Here is a 9,479-nt window from a genome sequence, read left to right on the forward strand (position 1 = left end):
CAGCCGCCGGACCCGGGGGTTACACCAAGGACCAAGGCACAATCGCCGCCATGAGCATCCAGTGGTTCCCCGGGCACATGCACCTCACGCGCAAGGCCATCACCGAGCGCGTGAAAGACATCGACGTCGTCATCGAAATGCTCGATGCACGCCTGCCCGGCTCCAGCGCCAACCCGCTGCTGGGCGAGCTCACCGCAGGCAGGCCCACGCTGAAGGTGGTGAACAAGCAGGACATGGCCGATGCCGCACGCACTGCGCTGTGGCTGGCCCACTACAACGCGCAGCCCCGCACCCGCGCCATTGCGCTCGATGCCAGCGTCACCGCACCCGCGCGCGCCATCATCGACGCCTGTCATGAACTCGCGCCCTTGCGCGGCGGCATGGTCAAGCCCATGCGGGTGCTCATCTGCGGCATTCCCAACGTCGGCAAGTCCACCCTCATCAACACCCTCATGGGCAAGCGCGCGGCCAGGACCGGCGACGAGGCCGGCATCACCCGCAATGAGCAGCGCATTGCCCTGGCCGACGATTTCTACCTGTTCGACACGCCCGGCATGCTCTGGCCGCGCATCGTGGTGCCCGAAAGCGGCTTCAACCTGGCCGCCAGTGGCGCCGTGGGACGCAACGCCTACGACGACCAGGAAGTGGCGCTGGAGCTGCTGGCCAGACTCAAGCACGCCTACGGCGCGTTGCTCGAAGCGCGCTACCGGCTGGGCTTGAGCGAAGACGCCATCGCCGCGCTGCACGACGACGAACTCCTGGACGCCATCGGCCGCAAACGTGGTGCGCTCGCGGGTGGCGGTGCCGTGAACCTGCAGAAGGCCGCCGAGCTGTTGATTGCCGATTTCCGAAGCGGCGCGCTGGGCCGCATCACGCTGGAGACACCTGAGGAATTCAGCCGCTGGCTGAACGCAGGGCAGAAGGCCGACGCGGCCCGGCAGGAACGCAAGAAGGAGCGCGCGCCGAAAGCGCGCAAGCCCGACCGGCGCTGACGATGCCGCTTTGATCCGCGTCAAGGCGGGGCGCGGTCCGCGGTGAGAGCATGCGGGCCTGCACCTCCGGAGCCCGCCATGACGTCTCTTGCCGCTCGCCGCATCCTCCTCATTGAAGGCCATCCCGATGCTCAGGGGCCGCACCTCAACCGCACCCTGGCCGACGCCTATGCCGAAGGCGCGATGGCAGGCGGACACGGGGTGCGCCGTGTGGTGGTGGGCGCCATCGACTTTCCCCTGCTCATGCGCGCAGCCGACTGGCTGCATGGCGAAGTCCCACCGATGCTCAAAGCCTCTCAGGCAGAAATTGTCTGGGCCGAGCACGTGGTGATCTTCTTTCCCTTGTGGCTGGGCGACATGCCAGCGCTCCTCAAGGGCTACCTCGAACAGGTGGCGAGGCCTGGATTTGCCGTGGGTCCCGAGGGCGCCAAGCCCTTTGGCCACAAGCCGCTATCCGGCCGCTCTGCCCGTGTGGTGGTGACCATGGGCATGCCCGCACTCGCGTACCGCTGGTACTTCCGGGCGCACAGCCTGAAGTCCCTGGAGCGCAACATACTGGGATTTGTCGGATTTGCACCGATCCACGAGACGCTCATCGGCACGGTCGACCAGCTCGGCGAAGCCGGGGTGACCCGATGGAGGGCCTGCTTGCGAAAGCTGGGGGAGAAGGGCGAGTGAGGCCGGGCCCGGCTCGGGCTCAGGCCTCGACCTTCACACCCTTCCAGAATGCCACCCGCCCACGAACCATGTCTGCCTCGGGCTTGGGGTCCGGGTAGTACCAGGCGGCGTCGGCGTTGAGCTCGCCGTTGACCAGCAGCGAGTAGTAGCTGGCCTGGCCTTTCCAGGGGCAACTGGTGCGGTGGTTGCTGAAGGTCACGAACTCGCGCTTGAGCGCGCTGTCGGGAAAGTAGTGGTTGCCTTCCACCACCACCGTGTCGTCGCTCTCGGCGACCACGACGCCGTTCCAGGTGGCCTTCATGCGACGGCGCTCATTTGTTCTTTTCCTTGCCCCGCGGCAGCACGGAAGTGACCGGCGGCACGGGACGGTCGGAGCTGACCGGGCCCTTGGGCGCGGACGTGTCCTTCTTGGGTTTCTTGCTCATCTTTTCGTTGCGCTGTTCCTTGCCCATGAGACCTCCAATGACAGCCGCGACGCGCGGCTCGATGCGGCGATGGTAAGCGACAAAAGGCGTGTTTCATCGGCGTCTCAGGCGGCTCACTGCGCCATGCCGAGGAACGCGGCCAGCGCCTCGGTTCCCATGGCTCCGGCCTGGGTCACGACCTGCCCACTGCCCTGGTGTTTGGCCACCATGAACGGCACCGAGGTGGCGCCCAGGCGGTCGAGCAGCGCGGTGTTGTTCTTGATCGCGGCCTCCACGTCGGGCGCGATGCTGGCCGATGCCGCGATGCCACCGCCGTTGGCCAGCAGCTCGCGTTCGTGGGTGTTCATGGTGTCTGCCGGGTTGGCCGAAGTCAGGATGGCAGCGCCCTGGGGCAGGCTCTTGGCGTTCAGCAGCGACACCGGCAACCAGGTGAACTTGACCTTGCCCTGCAGCGGGATGGACGACTGCCAGAGGTGCGCGCAGTGTGGGCACTGGGGATCGAAAAGCACATACACGGTGTTGGCGCTCATGAGCGCACCCACCGTGAAGCCCTTGCCTTCCTTGGCCAGCACCTCCAGGGCCTGGGCGGGGGGAATGGGGGTGGCAGCCGCTGCTGGCGCGCTGGCACTGTCCTGCTTCGAACAGGCGGTCAGCGCAGCGGTGAGGGAGGCGACCAGGGAGAGGGAGAAGAGACGGCGTTGCATGGTGGGCGGGAACAGGGAGTTGCGCTGAGTGGAATCATCGCAGACTCGCCCTGTCCCCGGGCACGTTCAACGGTTGAGGATGAGGTGGGCGATCAGCCCGGTGGCAATGGCCACCAGCACGTAGTCGCCACCCACCTGCACCCACTGCTGGCCGCGCGGAGGTGCAGACAGGCGGTGCGCGCGGTAGTCCGTCACCACATACTGACGGCTGCGGTATTCGCGCGGGATGTAGTGGCCGCGGCGGAACTCGGGGCCGCGTGCGTTGTAGTGGCGCATGTTCTGCGAGTGGCGGAAATCGCGGCGGTCTTCCCGGCGCTCCTCGCGGAAGTCCCGGCGGTCATCGCGGCGGTCCTGCCGGAAGTCGCGTCGGTCATCGCGCCGATCATCGACCTTGATGATTCTGGGGGCCTCGTGGCGCGGACCCTGGAAAGGACCCTGCGCGAACGACATGGTGCTCATGCCGAGGGTGGCGGCTGCAACAGCAAGGACAACAAGGTTTCGGGATTTCATGGAGGTGACTCCTGGGGGTTGGTGAGCCTCCATCGTGTTCCCCGCCTGTATCGCCGGCGTAAACGCCCGGCACCCGCTGCGCAAAGTTGCGTAGCAGTGTGTGGCGCCCGGATCAGGCAGCGCCGCTGCGCCGCTTCAAGGTGTCCTGCGCGTGCAGCTTGGCCGCGATGTACTCACCGTGCGTCACATGCAGCAGGCCTGCCACCTTGCTGATGACGTGGTGCTCGTTGGCGTCGAGGTGGTGGTCTGCAAAGGCCACTTCCCACATGGCTTCGACCACGTTGATCTTCTGTTCCTGGGTGAATCGCTCGTTCATGAGCGCCGTGAAACGCTGGTAGTCGTAGGCCGTGCGGGCCGTCTCGTGCGCGAGCTCCAGCAGACGCTCGAGTTCGTCATCACCCAGATCGAACTTGCGGCGCAGAGCCGTCAGCACGGCGTCCCGCTCGCTGTCCTGCAGGGTCGGGTCGGCGCGCATCACTTCCACCAGCAGCACTGCGGTGGAGAGTTGCAGGGTGTGTGCCTGCTCGGCGGGACCCTGCGCGCCGGGCGGCGCCGTCAGGCTGGCGGTGAGGTTGTCGAACAGGTCCTTGAGGGTGGAGAGCATGGTGGCTTGGGTTGGTGGCCGGATAAGGGTGGAGCCTTGGCAGGTGCCCGGGGTTCCCGGCCGCGGTCAGCTAGCATGGCCGCATGACCACCCACTTCGAGAGCCTGCGCCCCGACACACTGTACCGCGATGCTTTCGACGTGGACCCGCCGCTCGACCCGCCAGGCCGCGATGTCTGGCCGCGCCGCCCCGTTGTCTTCATCCGCCGCAAGGCCGAGGCACCGCACGTCGATGGCGAAGGCCCCGCAGGTGCGCTGCAACGCGAGCTGGTGGGCGGACAGTTCGGTCTGGTGCCACCCTGGGTCAAGTCCGCGTCCGATGCGAAGCTGCGCTCGACCAAACTGGTCAACGCACGCTCGGAAATCGTGACCACCTCGAACAACTTCCGCGGGGCCTGGCTGGGGGCTCAGCGCTGCATCGTTCCGATGATGGCGTTTCGCGAGGACGACCATCGCAGCGGCAAGGCCGTGCCCACGCGCATTGCCCGCGTGGACGGCAGGCCCATGGGCGTGGCGGGGCTGTGGGAGAGCTGGCGCGGCGCCGACGGTGAGGTGATCGTGAGCTGTTGCCTGCTCACGGTGAACGCCAACAGCCATGCCCTCCTGCACCGTTACCAGCAGCCGGGCGCCGAGAAGCGCATGGTGGTGATCCTGAACGACGGGTCTTTTGATGCCTGGCTGGGGGCGCATCCCGCCAAAGCCGGCGAATTCATGCGCGCCTACGCTGCCAGCGCGCTGACGGCCAACCCGGTGCAGAAAGGACCGGCAGCCTGACTCAGCTCAGTTGCATCGGGACCGTCTCGATGTCGTTTTCCATCAGACGGCTGGGCATCAGCACCTTGGCCAGGGCATGGCGCTCGGCATCGTTGAGCACGTCCATGGGGTTCACGCCTTCGGGATCCAGCGTGACCACACCCAGGCCCAGTCGGGGTCGGAACAGCTGACGCGCCTTCTTCTCGTCGATCACGGTCAGCGGGTGCGACACCGCGCCGCGCAGATGGGTCAGCATCTCCGACATCGGGGTCTGGTGCTTGTCGGCGGTGGTCACCACCACGAAGCAGCGCGGGTGGTACAGGCCCACCACGCAACGGAAACCCGCGGCCCGGCGGATGCGCGCGGCGAGGGTGATGAGGATCTGGCCTTCCACCCCGGGGCCCGCGGTTTCCGCCAGTTCGTAGAGGTTGCTCACGTAGACGCAGATCACCGTGCATTCGCCATGGCGGCGAGCCGTGCGCCAGAAGGCGTGTTCCACCTGGGCGAGCAAGGCAGAGCCGGTGGGCAGGCCGGTGGCGGAGTCCGCACCCTGCTGCAGGCGTGAGAGCCGCGAGAGTTCCCGGTTGTGGCGGTTGCGCAGCAGGCCCAGCACGGAGGCCATGAGGAAGTAGACGAGCGTCACGGTGGCCGTGAAGATCCAGGCACCCAGACCCAGGCCCTGCACTTCCAGACCCCGCATGTAGAGACCGGTGGTCATCAACCCCAGGCAGCCAATGGCCAGCAGCATCCAGCGCGCCAGGGGATCCCCCAGCTTGGTGGCGCGCACGACCGCGAAAAAGGCCAGAAGCACGGGCACCAGGTTGACCAGGGCGGCCGCCAGCAGCAAGGGGCGGAAATGATCCAGCGGCGCGAGCGCGGCCACCACAGCCAGAGCGAGCGAGGCCAGCAGCAGCACGACCGCGCCCCAGTTGGTGAGACGGTGCATCAGCGCGTCTTCGCGCACGCCACCGAGCCAGTTGCCAAGGAAGTGCAATGCCACGGCGCCCGCCGTGGGCCCCAGGCTGGCCTTGAGCACCATCATCAGCCGCTCGGGCAGGTTGGGGAAAAAAGCCTCCGGCAAACCGGTGATCACCACACAACTCGTGCCGGTGAACAGGACGAACAACAGGTTGCGCACAGAGCCGTGGGTGCGGCTGTCCAGCACGTCGGCCAACGCCAGCGCTGCAAGGGTCAGCAGCCCCCCCAGCATGGCCGACCAGACGGCGATCTCGGAAATGGACATGCGCGAATTATGGTGGCCGCCAGACGGCCTTCCCTGGACCTATTGCACACTTTGACGGGGTTAGTGCCAGCGCTCAGTGGAGCACGCCTTCACCGCGTGGAAAGGTTCGCAGATCGATTTCGGCTTTCGCCATGCTTGCCCCGGGGCTTGAGTCTGGGCATGGGTTCCAGGAAGGTGGAGTGCTGGCGCAACAGCATGTCGGCTTCGGCCTGGGTGCGGCGCTTTTCCAGCAGGTGCAGCACCAGCAGGGCGATGCCGATTCCGATGGCCATCCAGGCGGGTGCCAGCAGGGCCTTGGAGGCCACCGGGGGCAGGCCACGCGCCTCCATCATCAGAGACAGCAGCCACAGTGCCATGCCGGCGGCGGTGGCGCCCACCCCATTGGCCAGCAGCGGTGGGGTCCTGCGTCGGCTGGACCGTCGGCGGGCCGGCTTCTTCGTCTTGCTCATGTCGCGCGGAAATCGTTGTGTGCGTGTGTGATGGCAGGCATCATGCGGCACGGCCGACGAGCGGCACCGTGCGGACCGACGAAGCGGGCGATTGACCGGCTGGCCGCAACCGGCGGTGATGCCTTGGTGTGAACGGGCGCCTGACAAGTAAGTAAAAGGCCTGCGCAAAGCGCCTATATTTGCCGCATGCCCATTGCGCCGTCCCCGTCACCCGAACACGCCGTTTTCCGGCTTCGCGCCACGCGGCTGGCCGCCAGTGCAAAACCCTATCTGGCGCGTGGATCGGGCCTGGTGCGTTGTGCGGGCTGCCGGCTGATCGCGAGCCATTGCGTGTGTGCGTTGCGCCCGCAGGTGCCCACCCGCGCCGGCATGTGCCTGGTCATGGGTGACATCGAAGCCCTCAAGCCCACCAACACCGGCTGGCTGGTGGCCGACGTGGTGCGCGACACGTGGGCATTCGGCTGGTCACGAACCGCGGTGGACCCCGGCCTGCTCGCGTTGCTGGCCGATCCGCAATGGCAACCCTATGTGGTGTTTCCAGGCGAATTCGCGGCAGCCCAGCGGGTGGTGACAAAGCTGCCGCCCGCGCAGGGCATGGCGCTGGGGGCGGCGCATTCGCGCAAGCCCTTGTTCGTCCTGCTCGACGGCACCTGGTCGGAGGCGCGCAAGATGTTTCGCAAGAGCCCGTACCTGGACGGCCTGCCCGTGCTGAGCCTGCAACCGGATCAGGTGGTCTCTCAGTACCGGTTGCGAAGGTCCTCTTGCGAAAGCCATTTCTGCACCGCCGAGGTGGCGGCGTTGTGCATGGCGCTGGCGGGTGAAGACCATGCCGCGAACACCCTGGCTGCGTGGTTCGATGTGTTCAGCGAGCGCTATCTCAGTCTGCGACTGAGTGCGCCGCTGAACCCGGGGAGCGAAGCGCACCTGCGCCTGCATACCCTGGCGGCGGGTGCGCGGGGCTTCACTCCGCTGGAATCTCTGCCGAGACCAGCAGCGTGAGCAACTGCAGCGATTCCTGCCAGCCGAGGTAGCAGGCTTCCACGGGAATCACCGCGGGGATGCCGGTCTGCTCCACGTGCAGCTCGGTGCCCACCGACACGGCCTTGAAAGTCAGCGTCACGCGCATCTCCCCCGGCAGGTTCGGGTCGTCGAACTTGTCGGTGTGCACGATGCGCTCGTTGGGCACGAGCTCGAGGTAATCACCACCGAAGGCGTGCGACTGGCCATTGCTGAAGTTGGTGAACTGCATGCGGTAGCTGCCGCCCACGCGCGCGTCCATGTGAAGCACGCGCCCAGTGAATCCGTGCGGCGGCAACCACTTGGGCATGGCGTCCGGATCGATGAAGGCGCGGTAGACGCGCTCGGGCGGTGCGGGCAGCACGCGGTGAAGGGTCACGGTGCCCGTGGCGGGGGAATTGCTCATGCTGCACTCCTGGATGGTCTGGAAGGGTGGAACGGTCCACAGCCTCACGACGAAGCACAGGGACCTGTTTCGACAAGGCCGCAGAATAGCCTTGCCCGCGGGTGCGACAAACGCAGCCGCGTAGCATGGGAGGCCCCCAACCCCTTGACAGGTGAAGAGGCATGCAAGACCGACCCACTTCCCGACTCCCCGTTGTCATTCCCGTCGTGGTGGTGGCGCTCGCTGTGGCCGCGTGGTTCGCCTGGCGCCATTTCGAGCAGCGTTCACGCGTCGAGCCGCCCGAGCCCGTGGCCGTCACGGCGCCGGCCGACGCGCCCACGCCGGCAGCGTCCGCACCGGCGGCAGAGCCGGCCATCCAGCACCCGGTAGACCCGCCCGGCACCGAGACCGCCGTGGCACCCACGCCGCTGCCTGCACTGGCCAGCGCCGACGCGCTGGTGCGCGAGCTGATCACGGACGTCATCACCAGCAAGGACGTGACGACTTTCCTGCAGATGGACGGCTTCATCCGCCGGGTGGTGGCCACGGTGGACAACCTGCCGCGTGAGCAGGCGCCGCTGATGGTGTGGCCCGTGTATCCCACACTCCAGCGCTTCACCACGCAGCGCAGCGACACCGGTGTGGAAAGCATCCACCCCGACAACAGCCAGCGCTACGCGCCCTTCGTGCAACTGGTTGAATCGGTGGACACCGCCAAGGCCGTGGCGGTTTACCGCCGGCTCTACCCGCTGTTCCAGCAGGCTTATGAAGAGCTCGGTTTTCCGGGCCGCTATTTCAACGACCGCCTGGTGCAGGTGCTCGATCACCTCATCGCCACGCCCGTGCAGACCGGGCCGCTGGCGGTGACGCTCGTCGAAGTCAAGGGCGAGGTGCCGTCCACCCGCCCGTGGGTGCGCTACGAGTTTTCTGATCCCGCGCTGCAGTCCCTGTCGGCCGGGCAGAAAATGCTGATCCGCACCGGTGCCGACCACCACCAGCGCTTGCGCGCCAAGCTCGTCGACATCCGCGCCCGCGTGGCCCGGCGCTGACATGGCGCTGCACACCCACAAGGTGCTGCTCACGGGCTTCGAGCCCTTCGGTGGAGAAACCATCAACCCGAGCTGGCTCGCCGTGAAGGCGCTGCACGGCCGCAAGATGCTCGGCCGCACGGTGGTGGCTGCGCAACTGCCCACCGTGTTCGACGATTCGCTGCGCGTGTTGAACGCGCTGCTGCGCGAGCACCAGCCCGAACTCGTGGTGTGCGTGGGCCAGGCCGGCGGCCGCCATGCCATGTCGCTCGAGCGCGTGGCCATCAACGTGAACGATGCCCCTATCGCCGACAACGCCGGTGCCCAGCCCATCGACACGCCCGTGGTGCCCCGCGCGCCCGTGGCCTACTTCACCACCCTGCCCATCAAGGCCATGCTCGCCGCGCTGCAGAAGGAGGGCGTGCGAGCCGAAGTGTCCCAAACCGCCGGCACCTTCGTCTGCAACCACGTGTTCTACGGGCTCATGCGAACGCTGGCCACCCACCAAGCCCTGCGGCAGACCCGCGGCGGCTTCGTGCACGTGCCGTGGTTGCCAGAGCAGGGCGCACCCCACATGTCGCTCGAGGACATCGTTCGCGGCTTGCGGGCGGCGGTGCGGTGTGCGTTGCAGGTGCAGACAGATCAGGCGTTGGGGGCTGGCGCGACGGATTGAATCCCGTACGATCTGTGAC

At 67.1% G+C, this 9,479-nt stretch carries 14 protein-coding genes; 6 read left to right on the forward strand and 8 right to left on the reverse strand.

Annotation, left to right across the window (positions count from 1 at the left end):
• Positions 1-50 precede the first annotated feature (50 nt).
• Together ylqF and ACTIEY_RS16210 are read left to right on the forward strand one after the other, a co-directional pair.
• Positions 51-992: a ribosome biogenesis GTPase YlqF gene (ylqF, locus tag ACTIEY_RS16205; RefSeq protein WP_439520155.1), complete on the forward strand. Its 942-nt coding sequence runs from the start codon at positions 51-53 to the stop codon at positions 990-992.
• 78 nt (positions 993-1,070) lie between these two features.
• Positions 1,071-1,670: an NAD(P)H-dependent oxidoreductase gene (locus ACTIEY_RS16210; RefSeq protein ID WP_439520156.1), complete on the forward strand. Its 600-nt coding sequence runs from the start codon at positions 1,071-1,073 to the stop codon at positions 1,668-1,670.
• 19 nt (positions 1,671-1,689) lie between these two features.
• On the opposite strand, the gene ACTIEY_RS16215 is transcribed toward ACTIEY_RS16210, so the two are convergent.
• From ACTIEY_RS16215 to ACTIEY_RS16235, 5 genes are all read right to left on the reverse strand, one after another.
• Positions 1,690-1,971, reverse strand: a complete 282-nt coding sequence (locus ACTIEY_RS16215; protein ID WP_439520157.1) for a DUF427 domain-containing protein — start codon at positions 1,969-1,971, stop codon at positions 1,690-1,692.
• Between the two features lie 10 nt (positions 1,972-1,981).
• Complete coding sequence (locus ACTIEY_RS16220; protein WP_439520158.1) at positions 1,982-2,122, reverse strand: hypothetical protein; 141 nt, start codon at positions 2,120-2,122, stop codon at positions 1,982-1,984.
• Between the two features lie 86 nt (positions 2,123-2,208).
• Positions 2,209-2,799, reverse strand: a complete 591-nt coding sequence (locus tag ACTIEY_RS16225) for a DsbC family protein (RefSeq protein ID WP_439520159.1) — start codon at positions 2,797-2,799, stop codon at positions 2,209-2,211.
• A 66-nt stretch (positions 2,800-2,865) separates the two neighbouring features.
• A complete protein-coding gene (locus ACTIEY_RS16230) occupies positions 2,866-3,309 on the reverse strand; it encodes an RcnB family protein (RefSeq protein ID WP_439520160.1) in 444 nt (147 codons plus the stop codon).
• Positions 3,310-3,421: 112 nt separating this feature from the next.
• Positions 3,422-3,913 (reverse strand): TerB family tellurite resistance protein, encoded by a 492-nt coding sequence (locus ACTIEY_RS16235; protein WP_439520161.1) that lies wholly within the window; start codon positions 3,911-3,913, stop codon positions 3,422-3,424.
• Between the two features lie 83 nt (positions 3,914-3,996).
• Between ACTIEY_RS16235 and ACTIEY_RS16240 the strand changes: the two genes are divergently transcribed.
• Positions 3,997-4,686, forward strand: a complete 690-nt coding sequence (locus ACTIEY_RS16240; protein WP_439520162.1) for an SOS response-associated peptidase — start codon at positions 3,997-3,999, stop codon at positions 4,684-4,686.
• 1 nt (position 4,687) lies between these two features.
• Here the strand turns inward: ACTIEY_RS16240 and ACTIEY_RS16245 are convergent, their stop codons facing one another.
• Positions 4,688-5,908: a hypothetical protein gene (locus tag ACTIEY_RS16245; RefSeq protein ID WP_439520163.1), complete on the reverse strand. Its 1,221-nt coding sequence runs from the start codon at positions 5,906-5,908 to the stop codon at positions 4,688-4,690.
• Between the two features lie 89 nt (positions 5,909-5,997).
• Positions 5,998-6,357, reverse strand: coding sequence for a hypothetical protein (locus ACTIEY_RS16250; protein ID WP_439520164.1), 360 nt, complete (start codon positions 6,355-6,357; stop codon positions 5,998-6,000).
• A gap of 186 nt (positions 6,358-6,543) precedes the next feature.
• On the opposite strand from ACTIEY_RS16250, the gene ACTIEY_RS16255 reads away from it, so the two are divergent.
• Positions 6,544-7,356 carry a tRNA-uridine aminocarboxypropyltransferase gene (locus ACTIEY_RS16255; RefSeq protein WP_439520165.1) on the forward strand — a complete coding sequence of 271 codons (813 nt, stop codon included), beginning with the start codon at positions 6,544-6,546 and terminating at the stop codon, positions 7,354-7,356.
• Here the strand turns inward: ACTIEY_RS16255 and ACTIEY_RS16260 are convergent.
• On the reverse strand, positions 7,319-7,780 hold the full coding sequence (locus ACTIEY_RS16260; protein ID WP_439520166.1) for an SRPBCC family protein: 462 nt from the start codon (positions 7,778-7,780) through the stop codon (positions 7,319-7,321). The two genes, ACTIEY_RS16255 and ACTIEY_RS16260, sit on opposite strands and share 38 nt — an antisense overlap.
• Positions 7,781-7,941: 161 nt before the next feature.
• On the opposite strand from ACTIEY_RS16260, the gene ACTIEY_RS16265 reads away from it, so the two are divergent.
• Both ACTIEY_RS16265 and pcp read left to right on the forward strand, forming a co-directional pair.
• Positions 7,942-8,808 carry a DUF3014 domain-containing protein gene (locus ACTIEY_RS16265; RefSeq protein ID WP_439520167.1) on the forward strand — a complete coding sequence of 289 codons (867 nt, stop codon included), beginning with the start codon at positions 7,942-7,944 and terminating at the stop codon, positions 8,806-8,808.
• 1 nt (position 8,809) lies between these two features.
• Positions 8,810-9,460 (forward strand): pyroglutamyl-peptidase I, encoded by a 651-nt coding sequence (gene pcp, locus ACTIEY_RS16270; RefSeq protein WP_439520168.1) that lies wholly within the window; start codon positions 8,810-8,812, stop codon positions 9,458-9,460.
• Positions 9,461-9,479: the final 19 nt, after the last annotated feature.

Origin of the sequence: Hydrogenophaga sp. (assembly GCF_051858985.1) — a bacterium.
Lineage (GTDB): Bacteria > Pseudomonadota > Gammaproteobacteria > Burkholderiales > Burkholderiaceae_C > Hydrogenophaga.

Excerpts from the sequence above, each read along its gene's own strand:
- pcp (WP_439520168.1), top strand. The coding sequence starts at position 8,810 with ATGGCGCTGCACACCCACAAGGTGCTGCTCACGGGCTTCGAGCCCTTC.
- ACTIEY_RS16220 (WP_439520158.1), bottom strand. The coding sequence starts at position 2,122 with ATGGGCAAGGAACAGCGCAACGAAAAGATGAGCAAGAAACCCAAGAAG.
- ACTIEY_RS16255 (WP_439520165.1), top strand. The coding sequence starts at position 6,544 with ATGCCCATTGCGCCGTCCCCGTCACCCGAACACGCCGTTTTCCGGCTT.
- ACTIEY_RS16210 (WP_439520156.1), top strand. The coding sequence starts at position 1,071 with ATGACGTCTCTTGCCGCTCGCCGCATCCTCCTCATTGAAGGCCATCCC.
- ACTIEY_RS16225 (WP_439520159.1), bottom strand. The coding sequence starts at position 2,799 with ATGCAACGCCGTCTCTTCTCCCTCTCCCTGGTCGCCTCCCTCACCGCT.
- ACTIEY_RS16240 (WP_439520162.1), top strand. The coding sequence starts at position 3,997 with ATGACCACCCACTTCGAGAGCCTGCGCCCCGACACACTGTACCGCGAT.
- ACTIEY_RS16235 (WP_439520161.1), bottom strand. The coding sequence starts at position 3,913 with ATGCTCTCCACCCTCAAGGACCTGTTCGACAACCTCACCGCCAGCCTG.
- ACTIEY_RS16215 (WP_439520157.1), bottom strand. The coding sequence starts at position 1,971 with ATGAAGGCCACCTGGAACGGCGTCGTGGTCGCCGAGAGCGACGACACG.
- ACTIEY_RS16230 (WP_439520160.1), bottom strand. The coding sequence starts at position 3,309 with ATGAAATCCCGAAACCTTGTTGTCCTTGCTGTTGCAGCCGCCACCCTC.
- ylqF (WP_439520155.1), top strand. The coding sequence starts at position 51 with ATGAGCATCCAGTGGTTCCCCGGGCACATGCACCTCACGCGCAAGGCC.
- ACTIEY_RS16265 (WP_439520167.1), top strand. The coding sequence starts at position 7,942 with ATGCAAGACCGACCCACTTCCCGACTCCCCGTTGTCATTCCCGTCGTG.
- ACTIEY_RS16260 (WP_439520166.1), bottom strand. The coding sequence starts at position 7,780 with ATGAGCAATTCCCCCGCCACGGGCACCGTGACCCTTCACCGCGTGCTG.
- ACTIEY_RS16245 (WP_439520163.1), bottom strand. The coding sequence starts at position 5,908 with ATGTCCATTTCCGAGATCGCCGTCTGGTCGGCCATGCTGGGGGGGCTG.
- ACTIEY_RS16250 (WP_439520164.1), bottom strand. The coding sequence starts at position 6,357 with ATGAGCAAGACGAAGAAGCCGGCCCGCCGACGGTCCAGCCGACGCAGG.